A 16,432-nucleotide genomic window follows, 5' to 3' on the forward strand; every position below is an offset into this window, starting at 1 on the left:
GGGCAGCGCTCCGGGATGTGACCAGTGAGCTACGTGGGGTTACCGGCTCGCTGCTCGGCGACGAGCTGCTCGGTCGGCACCGGGCGGCCGAACAGCGACCCCTGGCCGGCGTCGATGCCCAGCCGGGCCAACCGGGCGCACTGCTCGTCGGTCTCCACGCCCTCGGCCAGCACGCTGATGCCCAGCGCACCGGCCAGCCCGACCAGCCCGCTGAGCAGGGCGCCGGCGGCGTCCGGCCCGGTGATGGACCGGTCGAGCTTGAGCACCGAGACGGGGTAGCGCTGCAGGTAGGCCACCGACGTGTAGCCGGCGCCGAAGTCGTCCAGGCTGACCCCGACGCCGGCGGCCGCCAGCTCGCGCAGGGTCTGCACGCCCGCGTCGGCCGGCAGCTGGTCGTGCTCGGTGATCTCCAGGTGCAGCCGGTGCGGGTCCAGCCCGGTGTCGGCCAGCACCCGGCGCACCCGGTCGGCCAGCCGCAGGTCGGACATCGTCGAGCGCCCCAGGTTCACGCTGACCGTCCAGGTCGGGTCCGGCCAGGCCTGCGCCGCGGCGCAGGCCTCGCGCAGCACCCAGGCGTCCACGTCGGCGCCGTGGCCCAGCTCCTCGGCGACGGGCAGGAAGGTGTCGGGGCCCAGCAGCCCGCGGCCGGGGTGCGCCCAGCGCACCAGCGCCTCGCAGCCCTGCACGACGCGGGAGGGCAGCGCGACCAGGGGCTGGTAGAGCAGCACCAGCTCGCCGGCGTCGGGCTCGCCGGCGACCAGGCGGCGCAGGTCGGCGCCCAGCGACAGCTGGCCGAGCACCTCCTCGCGCTGGGCGGTGGCGAACCGGGTCGCCGCCCCGCGGGTGGCGCCCTTGCTGGTGTAGAGCGCCACGTCGGCGTCGGCCAGGGCCAGGGGCAGCTCGCTGGCGCCGGTCAGGTCCACCCAGCCCGCGCTGCAGCGCACCGGCAGGGCCCGGTCGGTCGGCCCGCGGTCGAGGACCACCGGCGCGCGGAAGGCCGAGGCGATCACCTCGGGCACGCCGACGCCGTCGGGTGGGAGCAGCAGCACGAACTCGTCGCCGCCCGAGCGGGCCACGGTGCCCCGCTCGCCGACCGCGGCGGCCAGCCGCAACGACACCGCGACCAGCAGGCGGTCGCCGGTCTCGTGGCCGTAGGTGTCGTTGACGTGCTTGAAGTCGTCGACGTCCAGCACGGCCAGCCGGCCGACCACGACGTCGTCCGGGGTGCCGGGCGGGACCAGGTCGTCGAAGGCGATCCGCAGCCCGCGCCGGTTGGCCAGCCCCGTGAGCGGGTCCTGCCGGGCCTGCTGCTCGCTGCCCCGGATGGTCTGCGCGCCGCGGACGATGGCCAGCGCACCGACCACGGCCGCGGCACCCAGGTAGGCGGTGGTCGGCAGGTGGCCGGCGTCGTCGACCAGCCACAGCGCGACCGGGACCAGCACCAGCGGGGTCAGCCCGAGCAGGCGGGCGGACTCCGACCGCAGCCGGGACAGCCGGGCGCCGGTGAACGCGGTGCGCATGTCCGGGTGCAGCGAGCCGGCGACGAACAGGCACATGGCCGCCGTCCAGAGCACGCCGGTGCCGGCCTGCGGGCCGGGCAGCCGGACGCCGTCGGCGGACGAGAGGCAGTCGTAGGCCGCGGCCGCGACCCCACCGGCCAGCAGCAGCCGCATGCTGGTGCCCAGGTCGGCGCGCGAGGCGGCGAAGCGCAGCAGCAGGCAGATCAGCACCAGGTCGAACGGGGCGACCGAGGTGGCCCACGGCACCCCGGGTGTCATCGCCGCGGCCACCGACTGGGCCACGGCCAGGACGACGACGGCGGCCACCACCAGCTGGTCGGTGCGTCGTCCCCAGGTCTCGCGGCGGGTCCGCCGGCGCTCGTCGGGCCCGCCGCGGCGCTGCCGGCCGAACAGCACGCCGAACAGGCCCAGCGCGACCGCGATGCCCACTGTCTGGACGACGACGCCGCTGGTCGGGGCGGAGGTGGCCAGCGCGAGGGCGACCAGCCAGCAGGCCAGCATCGCCGACATCGCCAGCCAGGGCCCGGGCCGCGGCGGCCGGTGCCAGCGGATGGCGACCAGCGGGGCGAGCACGGCCAGCGCGGTCGCGGTGAGGACGGCGGGCACCCGGGTCGCCGGCCAGACCGCGGCCGGCACCAGCACGAGGGTGAGCGCGACGGCGAGGGCGAGCACCCCGGTGGCCGACGAGGCGGCGCGTCGGGTGGGGGTGCTCACCGGGGCATGGTCCCGCACCGGGGGGATCAGGTCGCCTGGAGCACGTCGAGCTGGTCGGCGGGGACCGGGCGGCCGTACAGTCAGCCCTGGCCGGCGTCGATGCCGAACGCGGCGAGCCGGGCGTGCTGATCCTCGGTCTCGATGCCCTCGGCGAGCACCGCCATGCCCAGGATCCCGGCCAGGCTGGTGATCCCGGCGATGAGGTCGTCACCGGCGTCGGCGCCGGTGATGGAACGGTCGAGCTTGAGCAGGGTGATCGGGTAGCGCTGCAGGTAGGCCAGCGAGGTGTAGCCCGTGCCGAAGTCGTCGAGGCTGATCGCGACGCCCAGCTCGGCCAGCTGGCGCAGCGCGTCGACCCCGGCGTCGACCGGGAGCTGGTCGTGCTCGGTGATCTCCAGGTGCAGGCGGTGCGGGGCCAGGCCGCTGCAGGCCAGGGCGTCGCGCACCTGGTCGGCGAGGTCGGGCTCGGTCATCGAGGAGCGGCCCAGGTTGACGCTGACCGTGCGGTCCAGGCCCTGCTCGGCCCACCGGGCGGCCACCTGGCAGGCCTGGCGCAGGACGAGGGTGTCCACGGCCGCGCCGTGGCCCTGCGCCTCGGCGACGGGCAGGAAGGTGTCGGGGCCCAGCAGACCGCGGGTGGGGTGCTGCCAGCGGACGAGTGCCTCGCAGCCGAGCACGACGCGGGTGCGCAGGTCCACCAGCGGCTGGAAGACCAGCAGCAGCTCGCCGGCGTCGCCGTCCCCGGCGATCAGGCGGCGCAGGTCGTCGCTGAGCCCGATCTGGCCGAGCACCTCGTCGCGCTGGGCGGGGGCGAACTCGGTGGCGGCGCCGCGGCGGCTGCCCTTGCTGACGTAGAGGGCGATGTCGGCGTCGGCGAGGGCCAGCGGGAGCTGGCTGGCGGCGGTCAGCGGCACCCACCCGGCGCTGCACCGGACCAGGGAGCTGTGCGGCAGCGGGCCGCGCAGGGCCAGCGGGGCGCCGAACGCGGCCGTCACGATGTCGGCCACCGCGGGGGCGTCCGGGCGCAGCACCAGCACGAACTCGTCGCCGCCGGAGCGGGCGACGGTGCCGGTGTCGCCGACGGCGGCCGACAGCCGCTCGCCGACCGCGATCAGCAGGTGGTCACCGGCCTCGTGGCCGTGGGTGTCGTTGACGTCCTTGAAGTCGTCGAGGTCCAGCAGCGCCAGCCGGCCGACGTGGTCGGCGCCGGGGCGGGCGGTGAGCAGCAGCTCGTCGAAGGCGATCTGCAGGCCGCGGCGGTTGGCCAGGCCGGTCAGCGGGTCGCGGCCGGCGTGGCCCTCGCTGGAGAGCAGGGCCTGGGCGCCGCGGACGATCGCCAGGGTGGCGACCACGCAGGCGGTGGCCAGGTAGACCAGCCACGGCAGGCGGCCGGAGGGGTGCAGCACCGCCAGGGCCAGCGGGACGGGGGCCAGCGCCATGAGCCCCAGCACCCGCCCGGACTCCGGGCGCAGCCGGCGCAGCGCGGAGCTGCGGAAGGCCACGGCCATGGTCGGGTGCAGGGCGGCGGCGACCATGCAGGCCATCGACACCGCCCAGACGACCGACAGCACGCTGTCCAGCGGCTGCAGGCGGATGCCGGTGGTGGAGGCCGCGGCGTCGTAGATGCCGGCGGCCACGCAGCCGGCGATGAACAGCCGGATGCTGGGGGTCAGCCCGGCCCGGGAGAACGCGAACCGCAGCACGACCGCGATCATCAGCACGTCCAGCGGCGCCCAGTAGGCGCTGGCCGGCGCCGAGGCGGCGCGCGCGGTGGTGAGCACCTGGGCCGAGGCGAGGCCGATCAGCAGGACGAGGGTGACCTGGTCGGCCCGGCGGCCCCAGACGGCGCGCTCGTGGGTGCGGCGGTCCACCGGACGGGACCGGACGTGCTGGGTGAACATGTAGAGGACCAGGCCGACCCCGAACAGCGTGCCGACGTCCTGGGCGTACTCGCCGAGCACGGGCCAGCGGGCGCCGAAGGTGATCGACAGGGTCCAGCCGGTGAGCATGCCGGTGGCCACGACCCACGGCAGCAGCCGGGCCGGGCGGTGCAGCAGGCACCCGACGAGCGGGGCGAGGGTGGCCAGCAGGCTGATCGCGACGACCGCCGCCGAGCGCGTGGCGGGGAGGAACGCGAGCACCAGGGCCGCCACGGCGCCCACGGTCAGGACGTCGGGCACCCGGGACCTGCTCGTGGGGGCGCTCACCTGCCGGTTGTCGGCGTTCCGGTACCGGGCCTTGACCCGGGACCGGCCGTCTCACCCGCTCGGGGGGTGCTACCCGGCCAGGTCGGCGCAGCCGGACTCGTCGGGCAGCAGCGGGCGGAAGGTCACCGCCCAGGTGGCGGAGCCGTCGGTCCAGGGGGTCAGGCCGTCGGCGTCCTGCGCGGCGCTGCGGACGGCGGAGGCCTGGGCGCCCGCGCTCACCGTGCACCCGATGCCGGGGGCCACCGACTCCCCGGGGAGGGGGGCGCCGGGCCACGTCACCGGGTCGCGCGCGAGGTCGGGGTCCGGGACGTAGCTGCCGGCCAGGGCGGCGACCGCGCTGGGCTCGTAGGTCTCGCCGTCCCCCTGGACGGCGGTGAGCCGGTCGACCAGGTCGGCCAGCGCGGTGCGGGCGGCGGCCTGGTCGGCGGTCAGGGCGGGGTCACCCTGGCCCTCCTGCAGCGCGTACACCTCGCGGGTGCTGGTGCCCGCCGCGGTGACCAGGGTGATCGTTGTGGTGGTCGCGTCGGCCAGGCCGGGGGAGCCCAGGTCGCCGGTGGCGGTCACCCCGGCGTCCAGGGCGGCGTCGACCAGGTCGGTGACGGCGTCGTCGTCCAGCCGGGTGACCTGCACGTTCGGCCACGCCGGGGCCGGGTAGATCGCCACGACCGGGCCCTCGGTGATCACCCGGCCGTCGCGGTAGACGCTGACCAGCGGCAGCCGGCCGAGGTCGGCGCCGGGCGCGGTGTACCCGCCGCCCTGGGTCACCCGGAGCACCAGCGCGTCGGGGTCGTCTCCGGGTGCGGCGGGGGAGTCCTTCGGCCCGCAGGCGGTGAGGGCGAGGACAGACCCGAGGACGGACCCGAGGACGGCGAGGGCGCGGGAGCGGGTCACCCGCGCAGACTCACGCCTTGCAGGGCTCCTGTCACCCTGCAACGCCGGAGTCTCCCCGGACGGCGTGAGTCTGCGGTCACCCGTCAGGGATCCGGTCACCGTGCACCGTGACCGGATCCCTCTGCGGTGACCGGCTGTCCCGGGGCCGCAGAAAGGTCACCCCACGGTCATCGGGTCGCGTCGTGGCGCGACCCGATGACTGCGCGGTGACCTGCTGCGGCACGGGTCAGGCGGCGGGCCAGGCGGGGAGCTCGTACTTGTCGGCCGGGGGCGTGGTGAACCGGCCGGCGACCCCGCCGACCTTGGCGGCGAGCGGGCTGGCGGCGACCCGGAGGACGGCGCCGAAGGCCCGCCGGCCCAGCTCGGTGCGCGGGTTGGCGACCTGCGGCACGCCCGGGGGCAGCGACTGGCCCTTGTCGACGAAGGGCCGCATCCGCTGCTCGTACTCGACGAAGGCGGCGCGGTGGTCGGTGGTCCCGGCCAGCGCGGCGGCCAGGGTGTACGCGCCGGTCAGGGCCAGGGTGGTGCCGATGCCGCTGACCGGGGTGGCGCACCACGCGGCATCGCCGACCAGCGCGATCCGGCCGGTCGACCAGCTGTCGAGGTGCACCTGGGCGAGGTCCTCGAGGTAGAACGGGGCGTCGTCCAGGGCGGCGAGCACCCGGTCGGTCTGCCAGCCGGCGCCGGCGAACGCGCGGCGCAGCGAGGCGACCTGCACCTCGCGCGGCTGGTCGTCCAGGCCGCGGGTCTCGGTGACCACGTTGAGCGAGGCGCGGATGGTGCCGACGTCGTCCGGGCGCAGGTTGACCCCGCGGCCGCGGCCGGCGACGTACCAGCGCCACCAGTCGGTGTCGTCGTCCTGCCGCGGGATGGTCAGGTAGGCGATGACCATGCCCAGGTACTCGCGGGAGGCGGCCGGGAACACCAGGTCGCGGCTGCGGGAGCCGACCCCCTCGGCGAGGACGACGAGGTCGAACCGCTCCTCCCGGCCCGAGGCGAAGCTGACGTCCACGCCGTCGAGGTCCTGGGCCAGGCCGGCGATCTGGTCGTCGAAGAGGTACCGGACGGCGTCGCGGGTGTGGTCGTGCAGCAGCTCCCCGAGCCGGCCGCGGAGGATCTCCATCTCGGCGGTGGGCCCGGAGGTGTCGTCGGTGCTGGCCGGGAACCGGGCGAGCTCGCGGCCGCCCTCGCCGAGGAAGACGGTGCCCTGCTCGCCGGTCCCGGCGGCCAGCGCGGCGTCCTCCAGGCCCATCCGGCGCAGCACCTCGCGGGCGGCCCCGCGGACGTCGATGTTCTGGCCGTCGTCGCGCAGGGCGGCGAACCGCTCGACGACGGTGACCTCGTACCCGGCGCGGGCCAGCCAGGAGGCGGTGGTGGGTCCGGCGATGCTGGCGCCGGAGACGAGCACGGTGGGGGAGGGCACGCGCCCAGCATGCGCGCCCGCCCTCCGCGGCGTGGATCAGCTCCGACGGGCGATGCGCATCCTCAGCCACCGACGTCGGCGGCCGAGGATGCACGGTCGTCGTCCCACCTGATCCACGCCGTGGACGGGTCAGCGGCGGGCCGGGCGGAGACCCCAGGCGGCCAGGGCGAGCTGGGCGACCATCAGCCACACCGGCAGCGTCGTCCCGCCGTGGTGGTGCATGCCAGCCATGAGCTGGACGTGCAGCACCAGCATCCCGGCGTCCAGCAGCGCGACGGTGGCCCAGGTGCCGCGGCTCGGGCCCGACCACAGCCGGCCCGCGCACGGCAGGCAGGCCAGCGCCAGGCCGACCATCGCCCAGGAGCCCAGGGAGTCGCGCTCGAGCAGCCCGGCGTGCACGACGACCGAGACCAGCGACAGCGCCACCGCCGTCCGGCCCGGTGTCAGCGCCCCGGACCGGACGGCGACCGCGCTGGTCACCCCTTGCCCGCGCAGTGCGAGGACGTCGACGCGGGGATCCCGAGCGCGGGGTTGGCGTCGAAGAACCCGACCGGCTTCAGCACGAAGCCGGCGTAGTCGGTGGGCATGACCGGCCAGTCCTCCGGCCGCGGGAAGTGGGTCAGCCCGAAGGTGTGCCAGAGGACGACGTCGGTGTCCTCCAGCGGGGCGTCGCCGGAGATGAACGCGGGCAGACCCGCCGCCCCGGGGTGCTGGTTGACGAAGTCGCCCGCGGGATAGCGCTCGGCCGGGTCGTACTCCGTCACCCACAGCGACTTGGTGGCGAAGGTGGCCCGCTGGTGGATGGAGCTCTCGTCGTCGGCCAGCAGGACCGGGGCGTTCTCCGGGTGCAGCGCGTAGCCGACCGGCTGGCCCAGGCGGTTGGTCTTGCCGGGGTTGACGACGTGCCAGGTCCGGCCCTTGGTGGCGTCGGTGGACCGGCCGCTCTCGGACTCCCGGGTGATCGGGGTCAGCGAGCGGGTGAAGGCGTTGCCGTAGGGGTTGGTGTCGCTCATCGGCACCCGGACGGCGTCCACCTCGTGCACGGTGTTGCCCGAGCCGTCGGCGGCGTCCACGGCCATGTCCAGCCGGGCGGAGAACAGGTGCTGGTGGAACGGCGCACCCAGGCCCGGGGCGATCTCGGTGGCGTAGGGGTGCTCCTCGCCGCGGTAGGCCGAGGTGAACACCACGCCGGTCGCCTTGGACTCCAGCTGGATGGTGCCGTCGGTGTAGAGGTACCAGTAGAAGCCGTAGTCGTAGTTGCCGATCGTGGTGAAGAAGCTGACCACCAGCCGCCGCGAGCGCCGGGTCTCGGCCATCCCGGTGAACATGTCGGTGTGCTTCCAGGCGACGCCGTAGTCCTCCTCGTGCATGCAGATGGCGTTGCGCATGACCCGCGGGGCGCCGGTCTCGTCGGCGATGGTCGCGTCCAGGTACTGGATGTCGCCGAGGCAGTCGCAGCCCAGCTCGAGGGAGTTGGTGTACCGGGCGAAGAGGTACTCGCCGGTGTCGAAGTAGTTCTGCCAGAACCGGACCGGTGAGGGGTCGGCGTAGGGCACGACCATCTCGGCGATCGAGGCACGGTGCACGACCGACCGGCCGTCGATGGAGAGCTGGTTGATGGTCAGGCCCTCGCGGACGTCGAAGCCGATCCGGAACTCCCAGCCGGCCCAGCGGACGACGTCGTCCTCGAGGGTGAACGAGCGGCCCTCGGGCTGGGTGATCTCGATCGGCTTGAGGTCGCGCGGGGTGCCCTCCAGCGAGACGCGCTCGGCGGGCACCGGCAGGTCGAAGTGGTCGTGGACGGCGGTGGTGATCCCGCGGGTGATGTCGACGTAGGCGACGACGCCGTCCACCGGGTGCGCCCAGGGCAGGTCGTCGGGGTCGGCCTGGTGGAAGCCGAGCACCCGGACGACGCGGTGCCCGTGCTCCTCGGGGTAGTAGGACCCGGCCGACAGCGGGACGGCGCGGACGTCGGCGACGTCCAGACCGCGCTTGGCCATCGCGGCGACCCAGCCCTCGTCGGCGGCAAGGATCGGCTCGATCGCCTCGAACTCGGCATCGGTGATCGGCACCTGGCCGTCGGCGACGCCGTCGATCTCGGTGTCGGACACGACGGTCCCGGCGGTGACCGAGACCAGGACGTCCCGGCCGGCGCCGGTGGCGCGGTCCAGCAGCAGCAGCCGCAGCCGGCGCTCGACCGGGCTGCCGGGGGTGAACTCCTGCACGTCGCGCTTGTGCGGCTCGGCCAGGCCGACGTAGACGAACACGGTGCTGGGCTGCACCAGCCCGGCGTCGGCGACGAGCCCGCGGGCGATCTCGATCTCCTCGGCGGTCATCCGGGACAGCGGGTGGGTGGCGGTGCGGTTCTCGGTGGTGGTCATCGCTGGTCTCCTCAGATCTGCGGGGCGGCGTCCGCGCGGGTGGCGCGGACGAGGTCACGGGCGGCGGACGGACGGGCCTTGGCCAGGACGAACCCGGCGGCGAGGGCGACGAGCAGCAGGACGCCGGCGCCGACGCCCAGGGCGGTCGAGCCACCCATGAGCAGGGGCAGGTTCTGCACCAGCAGCACGAGGATCGCGGTCAGCCCGAGCACGCCCAGGGCGGGTGCGACGACGGTCTGCCAGGGCCGGCGGTCCACCCCGGTGCGCCGGAAGAACACCAGGACGGCGACGCAGGCCAGCAGCATCAGCCCGACGATGCCGACGCTGGCGATCCCGGCCAGCCAGGTGAAGACCTCGAGCACCGGGTCCAGGCCGGCGATCGCGCTGGCCGCCATGAGGACGGCGCCGACGACGGTGGTCACCAGCGAGGCGACGTGCGGCGAGGAGTGCGTCGGGTGGCTCCGGCCGAAGGACGCCGGGACGACGCCGGTGTTGCCGAGGGAGAAGAAGTACCTGCTCAGCACGTTGTGGAAGCTCAGCACCGCGGCGAAGAGGCTGGTGATGAACAGGACCTGCATGACGTCGCCGGCCGCCGTCCCCAGGTAGTTCTGCGCCGTGACCACGAGCATGTTGCCGGGGTCCGCGGCGGCCTCGGCGACGACCGCGCTGTCGCCCCAGGCGCTGACCACGGCCCAGGCGCTGACGGTGTAGAAGACGCCGATGATGGCCAGCGCGGCGTAGGTGGCGCGGGGGATGGTCCGGTCGGGGTCGCGGGCCTCGTCGCGGAAGATCGCGGTGGCCTCGAAGCCGATGAACCCGGCGATGGCGAACATCAGCCCGAGCCCGGGGCGCCGGACAGCACCTCGGTCGGGTTGAGGAACGCGCTGGACAGGCCCTCGTCGGTGCCGCCCTTGCCGACGACGACGGCGTCGAGGAGCAGCACGATGCCGACCTCGGCGACCAGCAGGACGCCGAGCACCTTGCTGGACAGCTCGATGTGCCGGAAGCCGAGCACGCCGGTGACGGCCATGACGACGAAGGTCCACAGCCACCAGGGCAGCGACGGCCCGCCGTAGGACTCGACCAGGCCGCCGAGGGCGAAGCCGATGTAGCCGTAGACGGCGCCCTGCACGGTCACGTAGCTGACCAGGGCGACCAGCGCGCTGCCCAGGCCCCAGCCGCGGCCCAGGCCCACGCCGATGTAGGAGTAGAAGGCGCCGGCGTTCGGCACGTGCCGGGTCATCGCGGTGAACCCGACGGCGAAGAAGGCCAGCACGATCGCCGAGACGAGGTAGGTGGCCGGGTAGCCCGGTCCGTTGCCGGCGGCGATGCCGATCGGCACGGTGCCGGCGACGACGGTCAGCGGCGCGGCGGCGGCCACGACCATGAACACGATGGCGCCCACGCCGAGCTTGCCGGAGAGGCGGTGGTCGGTGGGAGCGGTGGTCGGTGGTGCCGGATCTGAGGCGGGGCTGGCGGGCGGGGGCGACACGGTGGCCACGGGGGCTCCTGGGGCAGCGGGACAGGACTGCCCGGAACCTTGGCCCGATCCGGTGTGACGCCGGTTACCGCCGCGTCATGTTCCGACGACGTCCGTGCGACGCCGATCGGGAGTGTTGCGCGTCACAATTCTCATTCGCGGATCGCCCACGGGACACCGGCCACCTCTAGCCTGCCGACGTGCGACAGCCTGCCACGCTCCCGGCCCGGTCACCGGTCGCCGGCCTGCGCCGACGGCGGCTGAGCTTCGTGGAGGTGCTGGCCCAGTCGGTGTCCGCGCTGGCGCCCTCGGCGGCCATGGTCGCCGTCCCGGCGCTGGTGCTGGTGCCGGCCGGGGCGGCCACGCCGTGGGTGCTGCTGGCCGCGACCGCGCTGCTGGTCGGCGTGGGCTGGTGCCTGACCCAGTTCGCCCGGCGGATGGCCGCGGTCGGCGGGCTCTACAGCTACACCGCGAAGGGCCTGGGCCCGGCCGGTGCGCTGGTCGCCGGCTGGGCGCTGGTGATCGGCTACGCCTCGGTCGGGGTGTCGGCGCTGGCCGGGGCGGGTGCCTACCTCGGGTCGCTGCTCGGGCTCGCGCCGACCCCGCTGACGTCGGCGCTGCTGGCCGCGCTGCTCGGGCTGGCCGCGGTGGCCGCGACGCTGCGCGGGATCGCGCTGTCCGCGCGGCTCGCCCTAGGGCTGGAGGTGGTGTCGATCGCGCTGGTGGTCGCCGTCCTCACCGCGCTGGTGGTGCTGGAGCGCGGGACCGGGGCGGTCAACGAGGTGACCACGGCGACGCCCGGTCCGGGTGGGCTGGCGGTGGGCGCGGTGCTGGCGGTGGCCGGGTTCATGGGGTTCGAGAGCGCATCCACGCTGGGGGTGGAGGCCCGCCGTCCGCTGGTCGCCGTGCCGCGGGCGGTGCTGTGGACGCCGGTGGTGGCCGGGGTGCTGTTCCTGGCGGCGGGGGCGGCGCAGGTGCTGCTGCTGCGGACGGCGCCGGCCGACGTGCTGGACTCCGCGGTGCCGGTGGGCCGGCTGGCGGACCTGCAGGGCCTCGGCGTGCTGTCGGGGCTGCTGGACGCCGGGATCGTGGCGTCGTTCTTCGCCTGCGTGACCGGCTCGGTGAACGCGCTGGGCCGGGTGCTGTTCTCGATGGGCCGGGAGCGGGTGCTGCCGGCCGCGGCCGGGCGGACGTCGCGGCGATTCGGCACGCCGTGGGTGGCGCTGCTGTCGGTGCTGCCGCTGGTGGCCGGCGTCCCGGTGGTGCTGCTGGCCGCCGGCGTCGCGCCGCGGACGGTGCTGGCCGGCTCGCTGACCGTCTCGGCGATGGGCTACCTGCTGGCCTACGTGCTGGCGTGTGCGGCGATGCCACGCTTCCTGCGCCGGATCGGCGAGCTGACCCCGGGCCCGCTGGTCGGGGGCGTGCTGGCCGCGGTGCTGGGCTCATTGGTGCTGCTGGGCGCGGTGCTGCTCGGCGGGGCGGTGGTCGCGGTGTTCGTGGTGCTGTGGCTGGGCGGTCCGCTGCTGTGGCTGTTCTGGCGGCTGCGCGATCCGGACCGGCTGGCCGGGGGCGGCGTCTACGACTCGGCGACCACGGGCTCGGTCCTCGCCCCCCCGGGGGGGGGGGGGGGGGGGCGGCCCCGGGGGGGGGGCGCCGCGGGCCCGGCGCGGGGCCGGGCGCCCCCGCCGGCCGGGGGCCCCCCCCCGCCGTGAGCAGGGCGACGGCCGCGTTCCCGGCGACGAGCTCCCAGCGACGGTCGACGGCCAGCGCAGGGTGCGGGCGGTAGCCGTCCAGGACCAGCTGCACNGCCGGGGCGGGGCCGGGGGTGACCGCGGGGGAGCTGGCCGAGAAGCTCGGGCTGCCGCCGGCGACGACCTACCGGCTGCTGAACCTGCTGGTGGGGGAGGAGTGGCTGGTCCGGCTGCCCGACCTGCACGGGTTCGCCCTCGGCGCCCGGGTGGAGGGGTTGCTGGGCGCGGGGACGCCGGTCGCGCCGCCTCTTGCCGCGCGCACGGTGCTGGCGGAGGCGCGCGGGCGGGTGCGGGCCGGGGTGCACCTGGTCCGGTACGGGGCTCGGTCGCTGAAGGTGGTCGACGTCGACCCGGACCTGCCGCTGGCCGCCGTGGCGCTGGTGGAGCGGCACCTGCACGCGAGCGCGGCCGGCCGGTTGCTGCTGGCCGCCGTCCCGGACTGGCAGCTGCTGCCGGGCACCGCTCGGCTGGCCGCGGTGACCCCGGCGACGGTGACCCGGGTGCACCGGCTGGACCTGCTGCTGGACGAGGTCCGCGCGCAGGGCTGGGCCGGGCAGAGCGGCGAGCTGCACGTCGGCGTGGCCTGCCTGGCCGTGCCGGTGCTGGATGCCTCCGGCGGGCTGGTGGCGGCGGTGGCGATCAGCTCACCGCGCGGGGAGGTGCCGGTGGAGTGCCTGGACGCGGCGCGGCTCTGCGCGGCGGAGCTGGCGCCGCTGCTGTCGTAGGGGTCGGCGGTCGTTCTGCACGGTGCGAGGCCGTTGCACCGCCCCGCCACCGTCAGGGATCACCCACGACCCGGGGTGTCCGCGGATCCCTGCGGGTGTGCGCCCATCGCAGGGCCCGCTCACCCACAGGAATTCGCGGACGCTCTCGATGCGGACACAGCTCGGTGCTGGTGGTGCGCGGGACGTGCGTGGCCCTTCCGAACCCGGCGCGGTGTCGGACCTGCTGGCTACCGTCGCGCCGTGGCCGAGGCGATCGAGGTGGATGTCAGCGACTGGGAGACGATCCAGATCGAGGCCCGCGGCAGCGGGGCGAACCAGTGGCGGCGCGACCCGAACGGCGTCCAGTGGCTGTACAAGGCCACGCGCAGGGCTGCGGCGACCGGTGAGCTCCAGGGGGAGGACTGGTCGGAGAAGGCGGCCGAGCGGCTGGCGTCGTTGATCGGGGTCCCGTGTGCCGAGGTCGAACTCGCCCACGTGCGGCGCGGGGACGGGGCTGAACCGGGTGTCGTCTGCAAGGACCTCGCGGAACCGTCGACCGAGTTCCAGAACGGTGCCAACCTGCTGGCGGACATCCCGGGTTATCGATACCGGGACAGCCGCGGGCGGCCACCCCGCAACCACGTCGGGCACTCGGTCCAGAACATCGTCGACCGGCTGCGTGCCTTCGACGTGGGTCCACCGACGGGGGCATCAGGTGTCCCGACGGCCGTGGCCGCCTTGGCCGGTTACCTGGTGCTCGACGCGTGGATCGGCAACCTCGACCGGCACGAGGAGAACTGGGCGGTGCTCCGTGACGAGGACGGCGTCGTCACGCTGGCTGCGTCCTACGACCACGGTGCCGCGCTGGGCTCGTCGCTCACGGAGGCGCGTCGTGCTGCGCTGGCCGCGGACTCCGTCGGCCTGGCGGCGTACGCCGACAAGGCCTTCGCCAGGAAGTTCGAGGACGGTGCCAGGGTCCCGTTGACCGCGGTCGCTGCGGATGCACTGGACCAGGCGGGAACGGCGGCCCGGGCGCACTGGTTGTCGACCCTGGAAGCGGTGGAGCTCGACGACATCCGTGGTGCACTCGACGGAATACCGCGAATGTCGGACCCTGCTCGTACCTTTTGCGAACAACTGCTGGTCATCAACCGGAGGAGGGTGCTCGATGACTGTCGATGAGATCGCGACCGTGGTGCGCGGCGCCCACGTCCAGCACCACCGGTTGATGGTCACGGAGAAGGATGCCGAGGGCTTCTACCGCCCGGTCGGGGTCCTGGGTGCACCCACCGCGGGCCAGTACACGTTCCACTACCTCCGGTCGGCCGTTGCACGCCCTGGGTTCCGGCCCTTCCTCGGGTTCTCCGACACCGGCCGTTCCTACCGCTCCGACGGCCTCTTCCCTCTGTTCGCGGAGCGGATCATGGACCCGCGTCGCCCTGAGCACCCGATGTACCTGGCCGCGCTCGACCTGTCGGGCGACGTGACCCCGCTCGAGGTGCTCGCGCGATCCGGGGGGCAGCGAGCAGGCGACGGCATCATGCTGCTGCCGATCCCCGAGGTCGCCGCCGACGGCAGCACGCACGCGACCTTTCTCGTGCACGGCATGCGGCACGTGCCGGGTGCCGATGAACGGGTTGGCCGACTGTGCGTCGGCGACGCTCTGTTCCTCAGGCCTGACCCCGACAACTGGACGAATGCACGAGCCGTACTCGTCGTCGAGGGTGACGACCAGCCGCTCGGTTATGTCCCGGACGTCCTGCTGGACTTCGTCCACTCGGTCGACGACGTCCGGCTGTCGGTCGTCCGGGTGAACGGTCCGGAGGTGGGCAGTCGCCTGCGGCTGCTCGTGCGCCTGGAGGGGCAGGCCGATCCGGACGAGCAGCCCTTCACCGGTGATGCGTGGGAGACCGTCGACTGATCAACCGGTGGCGACCGAGGCGGTGATGACGACGCCGACCGGGTGGCCGCCCGGTTCCTCGTCGAAGGAGTCCTGGACCTCGTCGGTGGGGGAAGCGTCCCCGCCATGCTGCTCAACCCGGTCGACGGCGAAGACCGCCGTGCTGCCGCTGTCGCGAAGGACGCCGATGCCATCGTCAGGAGGCAACTCGCGCAGGCGTGGAAGGCCCGGCTCGTGGTCCGGATGGACGTGGCCGGCGCGGGGAGCGGTCCTGCCGCGCTCACGCTGCCTCCTCCCGGGCTCGAACCGATCTGATGAATGCGTCGGCGCACCGGTCGACCTCACGCAGTGACCTGTCGGTCAGTTCCTGTCGTAGGCCGCGCTCGCCGTGCCCGTAGCGGATCAGGTCGCGCAGCAGCTCGGGGGTGCGGACTGCATCGAGCTCGTCCGCGTCGATGTGGCGATGAGTCGGGTCGAGGAGGCGGGCCACGTGGTGCGGCGCCCACAGCAGCGGGTCGCCGAGACCGTTGGCCAGGCCGTCGCCGAGGACGTGCTCGGCCAAAGCGGACAAGTGGCCTCGGACCCACGGCCGGCCCCATGGGCTCGCGAGGAACCGGCGGAGGACGTGGTCCACGTCGACGTCGTCGACCTGGCCGGGCACTCGTGGCTCGCCACCGGTCGGCAGGCGGGTCAGCAGCCAGCGCACGAGAGGTCGCTGGCTGTGCCAGTCCGTTCGCGAGGCGAGTGGGAGATCGATGTGGCTGAAGCTCGCGGCGATGCGGGCGCGGGCGTCGGCCGCGTCGATGTTGCGGATGTGGACGTCCGCGTCGTCGGGAGGCTGGAGGTGCTCGAGCGTCTCGTCGACAGGGAGCTCGAACAGGGCGCCGCCGACAGCCCGACCGCCGAACTCGTTGTCGATCCGGACGACGGCGGTGAGCGGGTGTCCGGTCGGGAGGGTGACGCCGACGACGAGGTCGTCGCGGTCGCGGAACGGACCGGAGATCTCGAACGCACGACCGGACGGGGCGGCGCGGTGCAGCTGGGCGAGCCATCGTGGGACGGCGTACCCGCGGTCAGCCAAGTCTCGACGGGCCCACCTGCGCAGACCAGCGTCGTCGGCAAGGGTGGCGATCGCCAGCGCGCCTGCTGAGGCCTCGGGGCGATGTTGCGCCGCGAGCCCGCGGACGACGGCAGTCGTGTTGCCCGGATCCACCTCGGGGGCGCTCAAGAGGGCGAGCAGCATCGACGCCATGCCGAGCAGGGCGCCGGGCGTCGGACTCTCGAGTCCCTTCCGCAGGCCGGAGGAGAGGGTGGCTGCGGCTCTGGACATCAGCTCGTCGAGCTCCGCGGGCGGGGTCGTCTGCATGGATCGAACGCTAGTTCGAACCACTGACATCCACGTCGTCCTCTGCTCGTGAGCGCCGTTGACGTGCATGCCGTACTGCCGAGCTGTGTTCGCCA

The 16,432-nt window shown here is 74.5% G+C and carries 14 protein-coding genes and 2 pseudogenes; 6 read left to right on the plus strand and 10 right to left on the minus strand.

Translation table 11 applies throughout. The features are described from left to right. Positions 1-29: 29 nt before the first annotated feature. The 8 genes from LFA75_RS18955 to LFA75_RS18990 all read right to left on the minus strand — a co-directional run bounded on the left by LFA75_RS18955 (position 30) and on the right by LFA75_RS18990 (position 10,637). Positions 30-2,234: a putative bifunctional diguanylate cyclase/phosphodiesterase gene (locus tag LFA75_RS18955; protein ID WP_225235149.1), complete on the minus strand. Its 2,205-nt coding sequence runs from the start codon at positions 2,232-2,234 to the stop codon at positions 30-32. An 80-nt stretch (positions 2,235-2,314) separates the two neighbouring features. Next, positions 2,315-4,441, minus strand: coding sequence for a putative bifunctional diguanylate cyclase/phosphodiesterase (locus tag LFA75_RS18960; protein WP_225235150.1), 2,127 nt, complete (start codon positions 4,439-4,441; stop codon positions 2,315-2,317). Positions 4,442-4,510: 69 nt separating this feature from the next. Further along, on the minus strand, positions 4,511-5,332 hold the full coding sequence (locus tag LFA75_RS18965; RefSeq protein ID WP_225235151.1) for a hypothetical protein: 822 nt from the start codon (positions 5,330-5,332) through the stop codon (positions 4,511-4,513). 226 nt (positions 5,333-5,558) lie between these two features. Further along, on the minus strand, positions 5,559-6,755 hold the full coding sequence (locus LFA75_RS18970; RefSeq protein ID WP_225235152.1) for an FAD-dependent monooxygenase: 1,197 nt from the start codon (positions 6,753-6,755) through the stop codon (positions 5,559-5,561). A 129-nt stretch (positions 6,756-6,884) separates the two neighbouring features. Then, on the minus strand, positions 6,885-7,235 hold the full coding sequence (locus tag LFA75_RS18975) for a hypothetical protein (protein ID WP_225235153.1): 351 nt from the start codon (positions 7,233-7,235) through the stop codon (positions 6,885-6,887). Continuing rightward, entirely contained in the window at positions 7,232-9,136 is a 1,905-nt protein-coding gene (locus tag LFA75_RS18980) for a primary-amine oxidase (protein WP_225235154.1), read from the minus strand. Before LFA75_RS18980 ends, LFA75_RS18975 begins: the two co-directional genes overlap by 4 nt. 11 nt (positions 9,137-9,147) lie before the next feature. Further along, positions 9,148-9,969, minus strand: a complete 822-nt coding sequence (locus LFA75_RS18985; RefSeq protein WP_225235155.1) for an APC family permease — start codon at positions 9,967-9,969, stop codon at positions 9,148-9,150. Continuing rightward, positions 9,969-10,637: an APC family permease gene (locus tag LFA75_RS18990; protein WP_225235156.1), complete on the minus strand. Its 669-nt coding sequence runs from the start codon at positions 10,635-10,637 to the stop codon at positions 9,969-9,971. The genes LFA75_RS18985 and LFA75_RS18990 overlap by 1 nt, the downstream gene beginning before the upstream one ends. Positions 10,638-10,816: 179 nt before the next feature. On the opposite strand from LFA75_RS18990, the gene LFA75_RS18995 reads away from it, so the two are divergent. After that, positions 10,817-12,328 carry an APC family permease gene (locus tag LFA75_RS18995; RefSeq protein ID WP_225235157.1) on the plus strand — a complete coding sequence of 504 codons (1,512 nt, stop codon included), beginning with the start codon at positions 10,817-10,819 and terminating at the stop codon, positions 12,326-12,328. Between the two features lie 37 nt (positions 12,329-12,365). On the opposite strand, the pseudogene LFA75_RS19000 reads toward LFA75_RS18995, so the two are convergent. Continuing rightward, a pseudogene (locus LFA75_RS19000) lies at positions 12,366-12,422 on the minus strand (hypothetical protein); the annotation flags it as partial. A 13-nt stretch (positions 12,423-12,435) separates the two neighbouring features. Between LFA75_RS19000 and LFA75_RS24175 the strand changes: the two are divergent. The 5 genes and pseudogenes from LFA75_RS24175 to LFA75_RS19020 all read left to right on the plus strand — a co-directional run. Continuing rightward, positions 12,436-12,528: pseudogene (locus tag LFA75_RS24175) on the plus strand (helix-turn-helix domain-containing protein); the annotation flags it as partial. A 45-nt stretch (positions 12,529-12,573) separates the two neighbouring features. Beyond that, positions 12,574-13,092 (plus strand): IclR family transcriptional regulator domain-containing protein, encoded by a 519-nt coding sequence (locus LFA75_RS19005; protein WP_404820978.1) that lies wholly within the window; start codon positions 12,574-12,576, stop codon positions 13,090-13,092. A gap of 240 nt (positions 13,093-13,332) precedes the next feature. Beyond that, positions 13,333-14,253, plus strand: coding sequence for a HipA domain-containing protein (locus LFA75_RS19010; protein ID WP_225235159.1), 921 nt, complete (start codon positions 13,333-13,335; stop codon positions 14,251-14,253). A 10-nt stretch (positions 14,254-14,263) separates the two neighbouring features. Then, entirely contained in the window at positions 14,264-14,992 is a 729-nt protein-coding gene (locus LFA75_RS19015; protein ID WP_225235160.1) for an HIRAN domain-containing protein, read from the plus strand. Positions 14,993-15,034: 42 nt separating this feature from the next. Then, the gene (locus tag LFA75_RS19020; protein WP_225235161.1) at positions 15,035-15,286 is read left to right on the plus strand and encodes a hypothetical protein; all 252 of its coding nucleotides are present in this window, start codon (positions 15,035-15,037) and stop codon (positions 15,284-15,286) included. On the opposite strand, the gene LFA75_RS19025 is transcribed toward LFA75_RS19020, so the two are convergent. Further along, a complete protein-coding gene (locus tag LFA75_RS19025) occupies positions 15,252-16,337 on the minus strand; it encodes a hypothetical protein (protein ID WP_225235162.1) in 1,086 nt (361 codons plus the stop codon). The genes LFA75_RS19020 and LFA75_RS19025 overlap by 35 nt on opposite strands. Positions 16,338-16,432 lie beyond the last annotated feature (95 nt).

This window comes from Klenkia terrae (assembly GCF_900491935.1).
Taxonomy (GTDB): Bacteria; Actinomycetota; Actinomycetes; order Mycobacteriales; family Geodermatophilaceae; genus Klenkia; species Klenkia terrae.